Here is a 17,593-nt window from a genome sequence, read left to right on the forward strand (position 1 = left end):
GTCGCGGAAGAGCGACCGGGCTACCTCTCTCGATAAGGACGCTCGATCCCAGCTCATATTACACCTCCGGGCGCACGGCCCGTTCCGGCGGCTGCATCCGCAGCCAGCAATGTCCAGAAGAAGAGCCTCGCTCCGCCGCAGCGGCGCCTCCAATGCGTCCTCTGCCAGCTCGCCGAGAGGGAGAGCGGACACGCGAGCATGTCGGCGTGGTCAGGGCACGCGAGGCAACGACCTAGATGGAGCTGAGGCGCGGGACCGGAGGGTCTCTGCTGAGGATGATCGATCGGAGGCAATCATCGCGGAGACCAGGCATGGCGGACGCTTCGAGGGGTCTCCACAGGAACTCGCCACGATGGCCCGGCAGCGGCAACTTGCAGGGTGCGCACACCATGGTGCAGCACGACAGTCGGGAGGAGCAGTCGTTGGCGGGAGTCGCTGCGGTCAGAACGACGTCCGCCACAGCGGCCGGCTGAGTGATGGATTGAAGCGGAGCGAACCTGGCTTCGTGCGCGGACGCCGGCTCCCCTTGCATCAAAAAGGAAACCGTGCAGACGACCAGCAATGCCAGAAACCTGAGCATCTGCCTGTTCCGCTCCGTTAACGACCCCGCGCTCCTTCACGCTTCATCCGACGGCAAGTCTAACCCATCGCACTTGGCGCGCAAGATCACGCCGTCGCACTACACGACAATACCGCTCGCGGCGCCTTGATCGAGATCAACCGTCTTCGCCGTCCGCTATCAGCCCAGCGAAAGGCTCCCCATCGCCGCTTGCAGATGAGCAGACGGCCATCTCTCGCTCGGGTGCCAGATCCGCTTGCGCGGCCTGAGCCGCGAGTGCGAGGTCAACGGATGAGCCTTCGTGGCCTCACTTGATCGAGATTAAAGTGCGCCGCAGCCGGGGCGATGATAGTGACGGTTCAGTGACAAGTCCGACTGACTTCACGGCCCAGGAATGGCATCGATAGCCTCGCCCTCGTCTGATCGAAAGCATAGCGTGGCGCTACTCGTCGCCCGCGACCAACGAAGGTATGCGCTGAGCCCGTTTTTCGCCAAGAGCGATGGGCTCCTCGTAGTCGATCCCGTGGAGCGGCGACGGCGGTATCGTGCCAATGCTCCCCGAACGAACGAGTCTGCGTGCGACCTCATCCTCGCCAGCGGGGCAACTCGTCTCATCTGCGGCTATGTGGCCGTTCCCGACCGTGACAGGCTCCGGGCCGCCGGCATCGACATCCGCCTCGGCTCTTGCGCGCGCACCGTCAACGATCTGGTCACCTCGTTCGAGAGCCTGCCGCCCGCATGAGGCCAGCGACCCCGAAAAAACGACAAGGGAGGCGCCAAACCGCGCCTCCCTTTCATCCTTGCAGCGACGCTTACTCGGGCGCGTTCGCGCGAAGCCTTCCTCCAATTGGGCGATCTCGGCCTCCTGCGCCGAAACAACATCCTCGGCGAGCTGACGGATTTCCGGATCGGACCCGTGCTCGAGGACGACGCGCGCCATGTCGATGGCCGCCTGGTGGTGCGGGATCATGCCGCGTGCAAAGTCCACGTCGGGATTGCCGCTATAGTCCATGGTCGACATCGCGGCGTGCATCGTCTCCATCGCATCGACATAGCCGCGAACCGCCGGATCATCATCGGGCGATACGGAGGTCTCGCCTGCGGCCGGGCCGCCGTGCATCGTGCTGTGGTCGGCCTGCGACCATGCCGGGATAGACGTGGCAAGGCCGAGACCAGCCCGACAGGTCTCGCGCCGGATTGTCTGCACAGTCTGCGGGATCAGTTTCCACGGCGATCCGGTCGACTCTTTAACCGAGATCAAGAACGTCGCTACGAACTGACTACACGCCGTCGTCAACGCTTCGGCAAAGGCGCAGGGCTCGTGGGCAGGCGCTGCGGCCTTCCGGAAGTGGTCAAGCCTGGCTGGCCCGCGGCCTTGCCGCCTTGGCTGCCGGCTGCTCGGACTCGGAAACCTGCTCACGGAAGTCGTCTGCCGTATCCCGCGCCATTGACGCACAGCACTCGTGCAGACTTTGCGTCACGTCGGACAAGCGCTTTGCCCGATGGGAAGCACTTTCATGGAGCACGGCGACGAGCTGGGATTGTGCCGCCAGGAAGTCGTTTGGCTGGCGGCAAAGCATGAAAGCCTGGAACCATTGACCAACCCGGTCGGCACGGTCAATTCCGGTCTTCACTTCTGCCCCATAGGCGTCCGCGACGACTTTCTGCACATCCGTGGCAAAGGTCAGCCAGCGCTTGAAATTCTTATCGATTGCGTCAGGGTGGGTCGCCGAGGGCAGGCCCCACCAAGCTATGACAGCGTTCAATCGCTCGGCGCCTGCGGCCACACCGTCTTTCATCTCCATGGTCATTCTCCTGTCTCCAAACTGCTGGCGAGGCGGGTTCGCATGGGTGATCGGCACCCTTTGCGGGAGCCCCATCAAGGCAGCATAGGATTCAGGTCAGGCCGCGATCTTTAATCCAGATTAAGTGCCAAACAGTCTCGAATGCGTCCTGAATCCGCGTTGAGATTCATCACGGCGGCCACCGAAGACCGCATCGAAACCTGCCGAAACTATAACCGAGATTAAGGTCTACATCCTCGTGCCTGCTCATGGTGGGGCGACCCCGAACTGCACCGTAAACGGGACCACTCATCTCCAGGAAGGTCGAACGATCATGGCGCCGAGCGAAAGAGACCCCGATCATCACGACCAACCGCCGCGCCGCATCTCCGCCGCGACCATCGCGCTTTGGGGCTTTCTTGCCATTGGCGCCTTCTACCTGATCGCCGAACATCGTGCGCACCTGCTCGGGTGGCTCCCTTGGCTGATCATTCTGGCCTGCCCGCTGCTCCACATTTTCATGCACGGAAGCCACGGCGGACACGATCATGGCGGAAGCTCGTCTTCGAAGCGCTCTGATCGTCCTCCCCACCAACATTGAAGATCCAGGGAAGCAGGAAGCCATGCACGAAGACATTCAAGCTTACGGGCTCTGGTCCCTTGTGTTTCTCAACTCGGCCGTTTTCATCTTCTTCGCGTTCAGTTTCTTCAAGCCCTCGACAACGCGGGATTGGCGCTCTTTCGGTGCCTATAGCGCGTTCATCGTCGCATTGTTCACGGAGATGTATGGATTCCCGCTGACTATCTATCTTCTTTCGGGCTGGCTACAGACGCGCTATCCCCAAATCGACTGGCTGTCCCATGACGCCGGACACCTTCTGGAGACGTTGATCGGCTGGCGGCTGAACCCGCATTTCGGACCGTTCCACCTCCTCAGCTTTGTCTTCATCGGCGGCGGGTTCATGCTCATCGCGGCGGGGTGGCGGGTCCTCTACGAGGCCCAAAAGAAGGGCATACTCGCGACCACCGGCGTCTACGCCTGGGTGCGTCATCCCCAGTATGTTGGCTTCGTCCTCGTGATGTTCGGGTTCCTGCTCCAGTGGCCAACGCTGCTGACAGCCGTGATGTTTCCGATCCTCGTGGTCATGTATTGGCGGCTTGCCCGCCGGGAGGAGCAGGAGGTGCTTGACCAGCATGGGGACGCATATGCGCGCTACATGCGCGACGTCCCAGGCTACTTCCCGCGCCTGATCGCCAGACCGGCTTGACCCCGAGCGCATTTCGCCAACGGAAGTGCCAAACAGCGGCGAACAAAACCACGCGTGCGACTTCTGGCGATCAATGTTCTCGCCTCATTGATCCACTTTAAAGTCTGGATACTTGGCGTCGCGCCATTGTCGCCGTGCTCTGGTTTTCTAGCAAAGCACGGTATCGGCACGTGGACGCAATTCTGTTTGGAACGCTTGACCGCATGGTCAAGAAGGGCTCGCTTCAACTCACGACAGCCCGCGGCAAGACGAAAATGTTCGGTGACGGCAGCGGTCCGCCCGTGGTGGCTCGCTTCGCCTGCAAAGCCGCGCAGCGGCGCGTGCTTGCGGACCCCGAACTTCGGCTCGGAGAAGCCTATGCCGATGGCCAGCTCTCGATCGAAAACGGCAGCGTCGCCGATCTGCTGAATCTCCTCCTGTCGCAGGGTGACGCCCTCCAAAGTCGCTTCACCTCACGACTACTATCGGGAACTCGGCTGGCGCTGCGTCGGATCAATCAACACAATCTGCGAAAGCGCTCCAAGCGGAACGTCGCTCACCACTACGACCTCGACGGGCGCCTCTACGATCTCTTTCTCGACCGCGACCGGCAATATAGCTGCGCCTATTTCGAGGACCCGAATCTGACGCTGGACGAGGCGCAGACCGCTAAGAAACGACACGTTGCCGCGAAGCTTCTCGTCGAACCGAGCGCGTCGGTTCTCGACATTGGATGCGGATGGGGAGGGCTTTCGCTCTTTCTGGCCGAGACCTATGGCGCCCAGGTGACCGGCATCACCCTCTCCGAAGAGCAGCATGGATATGCGCGCCAACGAGCCGCGATAGCGCCTCACGGCGATCAGGTGAACTTCCAGCTTTGCGACTACCGCGAGGTCGAGGGCAGGTTCGATCGTATCGTCTCAGTGGGCATGTTCGAGCACGTCGGCGTTAGCCATTTCGGGACATTCTTTCGCAAGTGCCATGATCTGCTCACCGACGACGGCGTCCTCTTGCTGCATTCGATCGGACGGTGCGACCGGCCCGGCTTCACCAATCCGTGGATAGCGAAATACATCTTTCCGGGCGGATATATTCCGTCCCTTTCTGAAGTGCTTCCGGCCGTGGAAAGCTCCGGGCTTGTGGTCACGGACATCGAGATCCTGCGACTTCACTACGCCGAAACGCTCCGCCACTGGCGGGAGCGGTTCCTTGCGCGGCGCGATGAGGCGGTCGACCTCTACGACGAGCGCTTCGCGCGCCTCTGGGAGTTCTACCTTGCGGTTTCGGAAATGGCGTTTCGCCATCAGGGCATGATGGTTTTCCAGATGCAGATTGCGAAGCGGCAGGCGAGTGTTCCGCTGAGGCGCGATTACATTGGCGCCGAAGAAGCACGCCTTCGCAACGTTAACTCCGACGCCGAGGACCGAACGAGCGCGTTATAACCAAGCGCCCTTTCGCGGTTTGCTCTGCGCGACCTCTTGCCTTCCGCTCTGCGCTGCGCTGCGCGGCCGCTGCCCGTCCAATCGACGTGACTACTGATGATCGCTGGAGAATGTGAGGTGGGTCGGCCGGTCCCGGTCCGGGATCGAAATCGACAGTTCGATCTCATAACGGCTGCGGCCAGGAAAGTTGGCGAAGCCGCCATACGTGATCGTGCCGGCGATCGACATCGGTTCCAGATCGATCCGCTCATGGCTGACATGGCCGAGCGAAGAGACCGTCGCCACGATCTCCGCGTTTTCGATCCGGTCGCTCGTCCGGGTGTCGAAGACGGCGACGACGATGTGCTGAGGGTGCCGTCCAGCGGGCGCTCCGCCGTGCATCGCGCCTTCCTCGTGATCGGAGGGATGGCCACGAACGACGGAAGCCGGCATGATGCCGAGATACACTGAAGTCCCATCGGCCGATTGGTAGCCGTCGTCGGCCGACGCCAAGCCTGCCGACACGAGAAGCGCGGCGAGGGTTGCGGACAGGGTTCGCCCGGCGAACAATCTCCTCACCGTTGACGGTTTGCGCTTGACCATCTCGCTATCCTCCGGATCGGCAGCCTATTCGCCGCGATCAGACAGCCACGCTCGCATTGCGTCGATCTCGGCCTGCTGGGCGTCGATGATCTCCTGCGCCCATTGGCGGCTTTGCTCGTCCTCACCGAACTCGAGCGCCGTGCGGGCCATGTCTATCGCGGCCTGGTGATGCGCGATCATACCCTTGACGAACGCGACGTCGGCGTTCTCTTCCTGCATCGCCTCCATCATGGGCGTGTGCATGCCCATCATAGCGCCCATATAGGCTCGCGAGGCTTCCGGCATCGTCGCCATGCGCTCCGCCATCATGCCCTCCATCATCTGCATCATGGGGCCGGATGGCTGAACGGGAGCGGGCTCGGCATGCTCACCATTCCCGTCCGGGTGATGCGGATCGGTTTGTGCCAACACGCCAATCGGAAGGATGGCGAGCCCAGCGACCAGAGCTATTCGTCCAAAGAGTTGCATCGCGACATCTCCTTTTTCGCGCGCCTCCCAGGGATTGTTCAGAGAGAAGCACTTCATTCCTGAAACTAGCGGCCGTCGTCGTGCCAAGACTTGATCTGGATTAAAGAATACGCACTCGCTGCGATCGACACTTTCAGTCCAGCAACATGCAGTTCCGGACGGTCCCCCAAGATGGGGAGAACAATCGGGTCCGGTCCGCGCTTTGCACCAGGCGCGGTGCGCGGCGGCATGGTTTAGGGATGGGAGCGATACATGCGGGTCGTCGTGGCGCTGGGCGGAAACGCGCTTCTCAAACGCGGCGAGCCGATGACGGCGGATGTGCAGCGCGCCAACGCGCGCACGGCCGCACGCGCGCTTGCCGATCTCGCGCGCGATCATGAGATCGTCGTCGCCCATGGTAGCGGACCGCAGGTAGGCTTGCTCGCCCTACAGGCAGCGGCCTACAAAGAGGTCCCGGCTTTCCCGCTCGACATCATCAGCGCCGAGAGTATCGGGATGATCGGCTATCTCGTCGAGCAGGAACTGGCCAACGCGTTGCCGGAAGGAACGCGCATCGCGACCTTGCTGACCCAGATCGAGGTTGACCGCAACGATCCCGCCTTCCAGCGCCCCGAGAAGCCGATCGGGCCAATCTACGGGGCGGCGGAAGCCAAACGGATCGCGAAGCGCGACGGCTGGCCGCTTGTCGAGGAAAGCCCTGGCAAATGGCGGCGCGTGGTCGCATCTCCTTTGCCCGGACGCATTATCCAGATCGAGACCATCCGCCTGCTCGTGGATAACGGCGTGACCGCGATCTGCGCGGGAGGTGGCGGCATCCCTGTGATCCGCGAGGACGACGGCGACCTCGTGGGCGTCGAGGCCGTGATCGACAAGGACCGCGCCGCCGGGCTCCTGGCGGAAGAGCTGTCCGCCGACGCCTTCCTGATGCTCACCGATGTAGACGGAGTCTATGAGGGGTGGGGCACCGACAGCCAACGTCGGATCGAGCGGGTCCGTCCCGAGGCGATCGATGCCAGAGACTTTCCGCCCGGCTCGATGGGGCCCAAGGTCGAGGCGGCGGTCACTTTCGCCTCGGCGAATGGGCGGATCGCCGGAATCGGCAGGCTGGAGGATGCTCGCGCGATCCTCCAACGACGCTCAGGCACGACAATCTCGCACCAATGAAACCCAACGGACACCACGATCATGTATAAGCACATCCTCATCACCACTGACGGCTCGGAGCTTGCCCGCAAGGGCGTCGATCACGGGCTGTCGTTGGCCAAGAGCCTTGCCGCCAGGGTCACCGTCGTGACGGTGACCGAACCGTTCCCGATCTATGCCGGGGAGGGCTGGGCTCTCGGACCCGGTGACTTCGAGCGCTACGACGCGGATCAGGTCAAGTTCGCCCAGGAGCTTCTCGACCCCATCAAGGCCGATGCCGCGAAACTCGGGGTTGCCTGTGAAACGCGCCATGTTCCTGGCCGACGCCCCGCGGAAGCCATCCTCGACGTCGCCTCGGAGCAAGGGTGTTCGCTGATCGTCATGGCATCGCACGGCCGACGTGGACTCGGCCGGCTCTTGCTCGGCAGCCAGACCAGCGAGGTGGTCAGCCAATCGCCAATTCCCGTTCTCGTTGTGAGATAGCAATCGCCCGACCATCCGTGCCTTGCCAGTGGCAGCCCGGCGACGGGCGCCAGCCGCCGATCAACTCGCCGGCTGAGACTTTAACCTCGATCAAAGATTCGATGCCGGGATGAGGCGAGGTTCCTCACTGGAACAACACGCCAATTGCTTTCGCAACATTGCCGCGGCCAGATCAAGGAAGGTCCTGATGAGTTCACCCCATTCCCACCACGGCCATCAGAACCACGAGACGCATGCAACCGGACATCGCGGCGGCGGCGAGGATTACTACGGCAACCCCAAAGTAATCGCTGCCGCCGGCTCCAGCCATTCCGAGCATGCCGGACATGGTGGTCACGACCATGCTGCGATGGTTGCCGACTTCCGCCGCCGCTTCTGGGTCACGCTGGTCCTGACACCTCCGATCCTGCTGCTTTCGCCGATGATTCAGCACTGGTTCGGCATCGCCGATGCCATGGCGTTTCCGGGCGACCGCTATGTGCTCTTCGTTCTCTCGACCATCGCCTACGTTTATGGTGGCTGGCCGTTCCTGACCGGCTTCACCTCCGAGCTGCGCAAAGGCCAGCCCGGCATGATGACGCTGATCGCGCTGGCGATCTCGGCCGCCTACTTCTTCTCGGCCGCCGTCACCTTCGGCTTTCCAGGCGAGGAGTTCTACTGGGAGCTGGTGACGCTCATCGCCATCATGCTCCTCGGGCATTGGGTCGAGATGCGCTCGGTCATGGGCGCCTCGCGGGCGTTGGAAGAGCTGGTAAGGCTCCTGCCCGACAGCGCGACGAAGATCGACGCGGACGGCACGACGCACGAAGTTGCGATCTCGGCGCTCCAGCCAGGCGACCGCGTGCTGGTGCGGCCCGGCGCCAAGGTGCCGGTCGACGGCGAGATCGTCGAGGGCTCGTCCGGCTTCAACGAGGCGATGCTGACCGGGGAATCCCGACCCGTCACCAAAGGAGTCGGGGCGGCCGCGATCGGCGGCGCGATCAACGGCGCCAATGCCGTCACCATCGAAGTGACGGCCACCGGCGACGGCACCTATCTGGCACAGGTCATCGATCTGGTGAAGAAGGCGCAGGCGACCCGGTCGCGCACCCAGGACCTCGCCAACCGCGCCGCGTCGTGGCTGACCTACATAGCCCTGACGGTGGGTTTCGGAACGCTGTTCGTCTGGTGGCTGGTGCTGGGCGCGCCTTTCGGATTCGCGATGGAGCGGATGGTGACGGTGATGGTCGTCGCCTGTCCGCACGCGCTCGGGCTCGCCGTGCCGCTGGTGGTGGCCGTCAGCACCTCGCTCTCGGCCAGCAATGGCCTTCTGATCCGCGACCGCGCCGCCTTCGAGCGCGCCCGCAATCTCAACGCCGCCGTCTTCGACAAGACCGGCACGCTGACCGAAGGCCGCTTCGGCATCAGCGACATCGTGCTGCTCGGCGATGGCAATGAGAACGAGGAACTGGCCTACGCCGCTGCGGCCGAGAGCCAGTCCGAGCACCCCATCGCCCACGGCATCGTGGCCGAGGCGAAGGGCCGCGATCTGACTGTTCCCAGGGCGAGCGAGGTCAGCAACATCACCGGCGAAGGCATCGTCGCCAAGGTTGACGGCCAGGACGTGCGCATCGTCAGCCCCGGCCACCTTGCACGGCAGGGCAACGCCATCGCCCACGACAGCCTGAAGCGGCTGGAGGGACAGGGCAAAACAGTGGTCGTTCTTGTCCGCGAGGGCATGCCGCGCGCGCTGTTCGCGCTCGCCGACATCGTTCGCCCGGAATCGAGGGAAGCTATCGCCGAACTCAAGTCGCTCGGCATCAGCTCCGTCATGCTCACGGGCGACGCGGAAGGCGTCGCGAAAGCGGTGTCGGACGAACTCGGCATCACCGAGTATTTCGCCGAGGTGCTGCCCGACCAGAAGTCGCAGAAGATCGAGGAACTGCAAGCGCGCGGGCTTTCCGTTGCGATGGTCGGCGACGGCGTGAACGACGCGCCGGCGCTGGTCGTGGCCGATCTCGGGATAGCCATCGGCGCTGGCACCGACGTGGCCGTGGAATCGGCCGATGTCGTGCTGGTCCGCAGTGATCCGCGCGACGTCGCCGCGATCCTGGGACTCTCGCGCGCGACCTACCGCAAGATGGTGCAGAACCTGATCTGGGCCACCGGCTACAATGCCGTCGCCATCCCGATGGCAGCGGGCATCACCTTCGGCACCGGCTTCATGATGACGCCCGCCGTGGCCGCCGTCTTCATGTCGGCCAGCACCGTAATCGTCGCCATCAACGCCCAGTTCCTGCGCAACTACAGGCGGAAGGGCTGACGATGGCGGAGAAGACGCAGAAGAAGGGGAACAGGCTGATCCTGCCATTGCCCGGAAACGAAGGGTTCGCGCGGCGCCTCGCCGATGCCGGCGACTGGGAACTTGGCGCGCTGGAGACACGGCGCTTCCCAGATGGCGAGACCTACGTGCGTATTCTCTCGGACGTGAAGGAGAAGGCGGTCGATCTCGTTTGCACCCTGGCCAGGCCCGACGATGGCTTTCTTCGGTCGATCTTTACCGCCGATGCCGCCCGCGACCTCGGTGCGCGGCAAGTGAACCTCATCGCTCCATATCTCTCCTACATGCGGCAGGACCGCCGCTTTCAGGCGGGTGAAGCGGTGACGTCGAAGAGCTTCGCGCGCCTTGTCTCATCGAGTTTCGATCGGCTGGTGACGGTCGATCCGCATCTTCATCGCTACGCGGCGCTCTCGGCGCTCTACACGATCCCGACCGATACGCTGCATGCCGCTCCGTTGCTGGCGGACTGGATCGCAGCCGAGGTCGAAAAGCCCTTGATCGTCGGCCCCGACGAGGAGAGCGAGCAGTGGGTCTCCGCCATTGCCGAGCGGGTCGGGGCCCCGCACGCCGTCCTGCGCAAAATCCGTCACGGCGATCGCAATGTCGACATCGCCCTGCCGGACCTATCCGAATGGCGCGGACGCACGCCGGTGCTCGCCGACGACATAGCAGCCTCCGGACACACGTTGATCGAAGCGGCCCGGCAACTCCCGCTTCAGGGTTTCCCTCGGCCTGTGGTCGCCGTGGTGCATGGCCTCTTTGCGGAAGACTCGTTCCAGCGGCTCGCGCCGCTCTGCGATCGCGTGGTCTCGGCCGACTCCGTTCCCCACGAAAGCAACGTCGTCAGTCTCGCCCCTCTGGTGGCCGAGGCGATGGCCTCCGCAGACACGAGCGACGGTGACCTCGTGCGGCATCGTCGGCCCCCGGAGCCGGTCGACGAGGTCGAGCAGGCGGGCTTCGATTCCTTTCCCGCAAGCGATCCCCCGCCCTGGACAGGCGGCGTGAGCTAACAAACCAGAAGACTGAGAGCGGCGACGATATGAACGACACGGCTACGGAAGCTTTCGAGACATGGCGACAGGGCTATGGCCCCATCGAGCACAACAACGACACCTTGGAGCGGGTCGCCGCCCTGGCCGCTTCGGGTCGGATCGACCCCGATACCCTCTACCGCATCCTCGTGGCGGCCGACCGCCTGACCTCTGCGGCCATGTGGACCGTCGTTCACATGACCTACGCTCACCGCGTCGATCTTTCCGGCGCGCCGCTGCCGGCCGCGGCGTTCAAGCCGACGCCCGAGGGTCACACCGGCGGCTCTCTCAACATGGTTCCCGCCTTCGTCGGCTACCTTGCGGCCAATACGATCACCGCGACGACGCGCGCCTGGATGATGGGTCAGGGCCATTGCGTCGCCGCGATCGAGGCGGTCAATGCGTTGACCGGCGACGTCTCGGATGCCCAACGAGGACGCTACGACCGCAGCGAAAAGGGTCTCTCGCAGCTCGCGGCCGACTTCTATTCCTATGCGATCGACGCTGAGGGGCGTGCTGCGGTGCCGCTCGGCAGCCACGCGGGACCGAATACGGCCGGCGCGATCTCGGAAGGCGGCTATCTCGGCTTTGCCGAGGTGCAATACGCCCATGCGCCGCTGCGGGGCGAGAGCCTCGTCGCCTTCCTGAGCGACGGCGCGTTCGAGGAACAGCGCGGCTCGGACTGGACGCCGCGCTGGTGGCGGGCGAGCGATTCCGGCCTTGCCGTTCCGGTGATGATCCTTAATGGCCGGCGGATCGAGGAACGGGTCCAGATCGCGCAGCAGGGCGGTGCCGAGTGGCTCGCCGACCATCTGAGGCTCAACGGCTTCGATCCCTTCATCGTTGATGGCCGCGATCCCGCCGCCATCGCATGCGCGATCATAGAGGCCGAAACCCGGCTCGAACGCTTTGCCGCCGATCCCGGCCGGACCTATCCTGCGCCGATCCCCTATGTCATCGCCGAGACGGTCAAGGGCTTCGGCTTCCCCGGCGCCGGCACCAACGCCGCTCACAATCTTCCGCTTGGCGGCAACCCCGCAAATGACGAGGATGCCCGAGCCGCCTTCAATGACGCGGCGCGGGGCCTGTTCGTTGCGCCAGAGGAGATCGAGTGCGCAGTCGGCGAGATCGCGTCCCATGATCGGCAGGGCCGTCAGCCAGAGAGCCGGCACCCGCTCGCCACGCGCAATCCGCCAGCGCCCGACCTGCCGGAGCCGGAATGGACCGCTGCCGGCGATCCGCCCGATTGCGCTATGCACGCGCTCGACCGCTTGTTCGTCCGTGTCGTGGATGCCAACCCCGGCCTGCGTCCGCGCGTCGGCAATCCGGACGAGCTGCGCTCCAACCATATGGGCGCCACGCTCGACAGGTTGCGCCATCGCGTGAACACCTCAGAGCCGGGCGTTGCCGACGCGCTCGACGGCTCGGTCATCACCGCGCTCAACGAGGAGGCCGTGGCGGGAGCTGCGCTCGCCAACAAGGGCGGTATCAACCTGATCGTCAGCTACGAAGCCTTCGCGATGAAGATGCTCGGTGGCCTGCGACAGGAGATCGTCTTTTCTCGGCGTCAACGCGAGACCGGCCAGGAGCCCGGCTGGATCTCGGTGCCCCTCGTCGTCACCTCGCACACCTGGGAGAACTCCAAGAACGAGCAGTCGCATCAGGACCCGACGATCGGCGAGGCGCTGTTGGGCGAAATGTCCGACACCTCCCGCGTCCTGTTCCCGGTGGACGCCAACTCCGCGATGGCCGCGCTGCGCTCCGTCTATGACGGCCGCGGCCAGGTTGCGTGCCTCATCGTCTCCAAGCGCGACATGCCGCACCGCTTCGACGCAGCAGCGGCCGAGCGCTTCGTGCGCGATGGCGCGGCGCATGTCGAAGGCGAAGCGGAAAATGCAGAGCTTCAGATCGTCGCCATTGGAGCCTACCAACTCGAGGAGGCCCTGAAGGCCGCCCACCGTCTCAAGACCCATGGGCGCCGTGTCCTCGTCACGGCGTTGTCCGAGCCGGGCCGCTTCCGTATCCCCCGCGACCCGATCGAAGCTGACTTCACCGCGAGCAACGACGAGCTGGGCGCGCTGTTTCCGAAGGGCATGCCGCGCGTGATCGTCTCGCACACCCGACCCGAACCCATGCTCGGCCTGCTGCGGCGACTGGATGGCGGGCCTGAAACCACGACCGCGCGCGGTTATGTCAGCCGGGGCGGCACGCTCGACGTGGCCGGCATGCTGTTCGCCAATCGCTGTTCCTGGGCGCATCTGATCGACGCCGCCGTTTCGCTTGCCGGCTGGAGCCGTGACGATTTTCTCGCGCCCGCCGAGCGGGACGCCGTGGACGGTCGAGGCCATCCCGGCGACATCGCCGCATTCACTATCTGAAGGCACTCATGCTCATGCTCACGCTCACCTCTCTCGGCGGTGCCGGCACTGTCACCGGCTCGAAGCACCTTCTCACCAACGGCGACAACCGCATCCTGATCGATTGCGGATTGTTCCAGGGCCTCAAGAACCTGCGCGAGCTGAACTGGGAGCCGCTCCCGGTCGCACCGTCCAGTATCGCCGCCGTCGTGCTCACCCACGCCCATCTCGACCACTCCGGCTACCTGCCAAAGCTCGTCCGCGACGGCTTTAAGGGGCGCATCTATGCCACCGCCGCGACCCGAGACGTGGCAGAGCTGATCCTGAAGGACAGCGGCTTCCTCAATGAGAAGGACGCTGAATACGCCAACCGGAAGGGCTTCTCCAGGCACAAACCGGCCTTGCCACTTTACGGCGTCCGCGATGCCGAACGCGCGATGGAGTTTTTCTCGACCGTGCCGTTCGATACGGCCGTCCAGCTCCCCGCTGGTGCCACCCTGACGTTCCGCCATGCAGGCCACATTCTCGGCGCGGCCAGCGCGGCCATCGAATGGAGCGGCCGCCGCGTGGCCTTTTCGGGCGACCTCGGCCGCTATGGCGACCCGCTGCTTCCCGATCCGGTGTCGGTTCCACGGGCCGACGCGATCATCGTCGAATCCACCTACGGAAACCGCCTCCACGAAGCGGTCGACACCACAGAGGCTTTGGCAGCAGTCGTCGAGCGGACGGTCAGGCGCGGCGGCACGGTCGTCATACCGGCCTTTGCGGTAGGACGCGCGCAGTCGCTTCTCTACCACCTGTGGAAGCTGAAGACGGCGGGCCGCCTTGCAAATATTCCGATCTATCTCGACAGCCCCATGGCGATCGACGCGACCGACCTGTTGCACGCTCATAGCGACGATCATCGCCTCACCCACGATCAATGTGCCGAGATCTGCAAGATCGCGACCTACACCCGCGATGTGGAAGGCTCCAAAGCGATCACCGCAAGCGCCTGGCCCAAGGTGGTGATCTCTGCCAGCGGCATGGCGACCGGCGGCCGTGTGCTGCACCATCTCAAGACCTTCGCCTCTGACCCCAGGCACACGATCCTGTTCTCCGGCTATCAGGCGGCGGGCACACGCGGCCGCGCCATGGTGCAGGGCGCGCGGGAGATCAAGATCCATGGACAATGGGTGCCCGTGCGCGCCGAGGTGGATGACCTCTCCATGCTCTCTGCCCACGCGGACGCTGACGAGCTGATGCGCTGGCTTTCCGGCTTCCAGCATGCGCCTTCTCGCGTCTTCATCGTCCATGGCGAGGATGAAGCCGCCGAGGCACTGCGCGTTCGGATCGACCGCGAGTTGGGCTGGAACGCCACCGTGTCGCGCCAGCAACAGGAGTTCGAGCTATGACCGCACTCCTTTCCCTTCCCGGTCCCGAGCAACCGACCCTGCGCGCTCGGCGTTTGCTTCTCCATACCCAGCATCAGCCCGTCGTCGTCATGCGCACCGACTGTCACGTCTGCCGCGCCGAAGGCTTGTCCGCACGCGCCCAGGTTCTCGTGACCAACGGCAAAGGACAGGTGCAGGCGACGCTGTTTCAGGTCGACGGCGATGCCTTTCTCGGCCACGACGAGGTCGGCCTGTCTGAAACTGCGTGGAGCCTCCTCGGCGTTGCGGAAGGCGACGCAATTCGCGTCACTCATCCTCCAGCGCTGGATTCACTCGCCAGCGTGAGGCGCCGCATCTACGGCCATCGCCTCGACGCCCATGCCTTTTCGGCGATCGTCGGAGACGTCGTAGCCGGCCGCTATACGGACGTCCATCTGGCCGCATTCCTGACCGCAAGCGCGGCGCTGCCGCTCGACGAGGACGAGACCGCCGACCTTACAGGAGCGATGATCGCCGTCGGCGACCGCATGGAGTGGGACGCGTCCGTCGTCGTCGACAAGCATTGCGTCGGCGGCCTGCCCGGCAATCGCACGACGCCGATCGTCGTCGCGATCGTCGCGGCCAACGGGCTCGTCATGCCAAAGACGTCCTCGCGCGCGATCACCTCACCGGCCGGCACCGCCGACACGATGGAAACGCTCGCGCCCGTCGATCTCGACCTCGCGGCGCTCAAGCGCGTCGTCGAGGCGGAGGGAGGCTGCATCGCCTGGGGCGGCGCCGTTCATCTCAGCCCGGCCGACGACATCTTCGTCCGTGTGGAGCGCGAGCTTGATGTCGACACCGAAGGCCAACTCATCGCTTCGGTGCTGTCCAAGAAAATCTCCGCCGGCTCCACGCACGTCGTGATCGACATTCCGGTTGGACCCACGGCAAAAGTTCGAGGCGAAGATGCCGCCACTTATCTGGCAGCCCGGATGAGCGCGGTCGCGTCCCGCTTCGGTCTTTCCGCAACCTGCGTCCAGACCGATGGATCACAGCCGGTCGGCCGCGGTATCGGTCCCGCCCTCGAAGCATTCGACGTGCTCGCGGTGCTGCAAAACGCTCCCGACGCTCCGGATGATCTGCGCCGCCGCGCGGCCATGTTGGCCGGCGCCGCGCTGGAGATCGGCGGAAAGGCCGGCAAGGGAGACGGTCCGGCTCTCGCTCTGAGCACGTTGGCCGACGGTCGCGCATGGAGGAAGTTCGAGGCGATCTGCGCGGCGCAGGGGGGACTGCGCACTCCGCCAAGTGCTTCCCACGTCCATCCCCTCGTTGCTTCGCGTGCCGGGCGCGTCGTTCATGTCAACAACCGCAAGCTCGCCCGGCTCGCCAAGCTGGCGGGCGCACCTGACGCCAAGGCAGCGGGCATTCACATGGAGGTGCGGCTGGGCGACGAAATCGACCGGGGACAGCCGCTTCTCCACATCCACGCGGAAACGCCCGGCGAACTGGCCTACGCACTCGACTATGCAGCGCAGGCCGGCGACATGATCGAGGTTGAGCCTTGAGATGGCTGCCGATCGCAAGTCGGAAAAATCTCCGGTCTCGCACCGGATACAGCATCCATCAGCGCGCTATGCACTGGGCCATTGTCGCCCTTTGCCTGATTCAGGTGCCGACCTCGTGGGCGATCCGGCGCACCCATCTGGTCCATCCGCCCGCCGTGCCCGACCCGTTCGATCTTTTCCTCCATGAGGTTCATGCCTGGAGCGGCTGGCTTATCCTGGCCCTGGCGCTGGGTCAGCTCGGCCTCCGTCTTTCATTCGGCCGCCCTGCATATCCGGACAACGGTTCACCGTTGGAGCGCCGTGCTTCAGTCGCGGCGCACTGGACGCTCTACGGACTTCTGGTCGCCCTTCCGATCACGGGGACGGTCGCGATGTATGTGACCTTTCGCGTCGCGGCGATCCATAGCCTTCTGAGTTGGGCGCTTCTCGCCATCGCCTCGATTCACGTCACGGCCGCTCTTTGGCATCATCTCTACCGCCGCGACGACGTGCTGCGGCGCATGATGGGCGGCGTCCGATGATGCGGCCAAGGACGCTCGACACCCGATGCCGTCGGCGCGATTGATGGACACGTTGATCCTCAATCTCGGACTTGCGCTCGCTATCGGCCTGCTCGTAGGGCTCGAACGCGGCTGGCGCGACCGCGAAACGGCCGAGGGTGAACGCACCGCCGGAATCCGAACCTACGGAATTTCCGGACTTCTCGGTGGCGTCGTTCGGGTCACCGGCATCATCATTATTGTTGCGCCGGCAGTGCTCGGTGTCGCCGGCATTGCCATTCTTGCCGCTGTCGCCGTCTTTGGCGTGAGCGGCTCCTTGTTTCTCATGAGGGGCAGACTCGAAGGCGACGGCGCTCAGGTGCTGCGCAATCCGTTCGACCTACCGGCCCTGCTGGTCTTCGCTCTCTTCTTCGCCGTTGTCTCGACGATCAGCGCCCTCCTGGCCATGGGGAACACAAGTGGCATGGTCGCCACGTCCGCGATTTCCGGAATTTTCGAGGTGGACGTCGCGGTGCTGAGCGCGTTGCGCTTGCTCGGCGAGGCCGCGCATCTTGAAGCAGTCGGCCACGCCGTTCTGCTTGCGCTCACCACCAACGCGCTGGGCCGGCTCTTCGTCGCAGCCGCGACAGGTCCGGTGCGCTTCTGGCTTCCGATCGTCTTCGCAACCCTTCTCGCGGGAGCGGTCGGCTACGCCGCGTTCCTGACGCTGCCCCATTTCGATTGGCCCGGCTCCCCCGGTGTTCTCGGCTCATAGTGG

Annotated in this window: 16 protein-coding genes; 12 read left to right on the forward strand and 4 right to left on the reverse strand. The window is 64.5% G+C overall.

Features of this window, described 5'->3' with window-relative positions:
* Positions 1 to 1,001: 1,001 nt before the first annotated feature.
* Positions 1,002 to 1,820, reverse strand: a complete 819-nt coding sequence (gene copM, locus OF122_RS19805; protein ID WP_456299651.1) for a CopM family metallochaperone — start codon at positions 1,818 to 1,820, stop codon at positions 1,002 to 1,004.
* 91 nt (positions 1,821 to 1,911) lie between these two features.
* Positions 1,912 to 2,370 carry a hypothetical protein gene (locus OF122_RS06610; RefSeq protein ID WP_264227011.1) on the reverse strand — a complete coding sequence of 153 codons (459 nt, stop codon included), beginning with the start codon at positions 2,368 to 2,370 and terminating at the stop codon, positions 1,912 to 1,914.
* 307 nt (positions 2,371 to 2,677) lie between these two features.
* Between OF122_RS06610 and OF122_RS06615 the strand changes: the two genes are divergently transcribed.
* From OF122_RS06615 to OF122_RS06625, 3 genes are all read left to right on the forward strand, one after another.
* Positions 2,678 to 2,944: a DUF2933 domain-containing protein gene (locus tag OF122_RS06615; RefSeq protein WP_264227012.1), complete on the forward strand. Its 267-nt coding sequence runs from the start codon at positions 2,678 to 2,680 to the stop codon at positions 2,942 to 2,944.
* Positions 2,945 to 2,966: 22 nt separating this feature from the next.
* Positions 2,967 to 3,611, forward strand: coding sequence for a methyltransferase family protein (locus tag OF122_RS06620; RefSeq protein WP_264227013.1), 645 nt, complete (start codon positions 2,967 to 2,969; stop codon positions 3,609 to 3,611).
* 203 nt (positions 3,612 to 3,814) lie between these two features.
* Positions 3,815 to 5,032, forward strand: a complete 1,218-nt coding sequence (locus OF122_RS06625; protein WP_319019400.1) for a cyclopropane-fatty-acyl-phospholipid synthase family protein — start codon at positions 3,815 to 3,817, stop codon at positions 5,030 to 5,032.
* Between the two features lie 90 nt (positions 5,033 to 5,122).
* On the opposite strand, the gene OF122_RS06630 is transcribed toward OF122_RS06625, so the two are convergent.
* Together OF122_RS06630 and copM (OF122_RS06635) are read right to left on the reverse strand one after the other, a co-directional pair.
* Positions 5,123 to 5,614, reverse strand: coding sequence for a hypothetical protein (locus OF122_RS06630; RefSeq protein WP_264227015.1), 492 nt, complete (start codon positions 5,612 to 5,614; stop codon positions 5,123 to 5,125).
* 24 nt (positions 5,615 to 5,638) lie between these two features.
* Positions 5,639 to 6,082, reverse strand: coding sequence for a CopM family metallochaperone (gene copM, locus OF122_RS06635; RefSeq protein WP_264227016.1), 444 nt, complete (start codon positions 6,080 to 6,082; stop codon positions 5,639 to 5,641).
* Positions 6,083 to 6,334: 252 nt separating this feature from the next.
* Here copM (OF122_RS06635) and arcC point away from each other — a divergent pair, with 252 nt between their 5' ends.
* The 9 genes from arcC (at position 6,335) to OF122_RS06680 (ending at position 17,590) form a co-directional block, all read left to right on the forward strand.
* On the forward strand, positions 6,335 to 7,246 hold the full coding sequence (arcC, locus tag OF122_RS06640) for a carbamate kinase (protein WP_264227017.1): 912 nt from the start codon (positions 6,335 to 6,337) through the stop codon (positions 7,244 to 7,246).
* A 21-nt stretch (positions 7,247 to 7,267) separates the two neighbouring features.
* The gene (locus OF122_RS06645) at positions 7,268 to 7,708 is read left to right on the forward strand and encodes a universal stress protein (protein WP_264227018.1); all 441 of its coding nucleotides are present in this window, start codon (positions 7,268 to 7,270) and stop codon (positions 7,706 to 7,708) included.
* A gap of 187 nt (positions 7,709 to 7,895) precedes the next feature.
* A complete protein-coding gene (locus tag OF122_RS06650; protein ID WP_264227019.1) occupies positions 7,896 to 10,010 on the forward strand; it encodes a copper-translocating P-type ATPase in 2,115 nt (704 codons plus the stop codon).
* Positions 10,011 to 10,012: 2 nt separating this feature from the next.
* The gene (locus tag OF122_RS06655) at positions 10,013 to 11,038 is read left to right on the forward strand and encodes a ribose-phosphate pyrophosphokinase (protein WP_264227020.1); all 1,026 of its coding nucleotides are present in this window, start codon (positions 10,013 to 10,015) and stop codon (positions 11,036 to 11,038) included.
* Between the two features lie 29 nt (positions 11,039 to 11,067).
* On the forward strand, positions 11,068 to 13,437 hold the full coding sequence (locus tag OF122_RS06660) for a phosphoketolase family protein (RefSeq protein ID WP_264227021.1): 2,370 nt from the start codon (positions 11,068 to 11,070) through the stop codon (positions 13,435 to 13,437).
* A 14-nt stretch (positions 13,438 to 13,451) separates the two neighbouring features.
* Positions 13,452 to 14,810 carry an MBL fold metallo-hydrolase RNA specificity domain-containing protein gene (locus tag OF122_RS06665; RefSeq protein WP_264227627.1) on the forward strand — a complete coding sequence of 453 codons (1,359 nt, stop codon included), beginning with the start codon at positions 13,452 to 13,454 and terminating at the stop codon, positions 14,808 to 14,810.
* Positions 14,807 to 16,336 (forward strand): thymidine phosphorylase family protein, encoded by a 1,530-nt coding sequence (locus OF122_RS06670; protein ID WP_264227022.1) that lies wholly within the window; start codon positions 14,807 to 14,809, stop codon positions 16,334 to 16,336. Before OF122_RS06665 ends, OF122_RS06670 begins: the two co-directional genes overlap by 4 nt.
* Positions 16,333 to 16,857 carry a cytochrome b gene (locus OF122_RS06675; RefSeq protein WP_264227023.1) on the forward strand — a complete coding sequence of 175 codons (525 nt, stop codon included), beginning with the start codon at positions 16,333 to 16,335 and terminating at the stop codon, positions 16,855 to 16,857. The genes OF122_RS06670 and OF122_RS06675 overlap by 4 nt, the downstream gene beginning before the upstream one ends.
* A 43-nt stretch (positions 16,858 to 16,900) precedes the next feature.
* Positions 16,901 to 17,590: a DUF4010 domain-containing protein gene (locus tag OF122_RS06680; protein WP_264227024.1), complete on the forward strand. Its 690-nt coding sequence runs from the start codon at positions 16,901 to 16,903 to the stop codon at positions 17,588 to 17,590.
* Positions 17,591 to 17,593: the final 3 nt, after the last annotated feature.

This window comes from Pelagibacterium flavum (assembly GCF_025854335.1).
In the GTDB taxonomy this organism is placed as follows: domain Bacteria; phylum Pseudomonadota; class Alphaproteobacteria; order Rhizobiales; family Devosiaceae; genus Pelagibacterium; species Pelagibacterium flavum.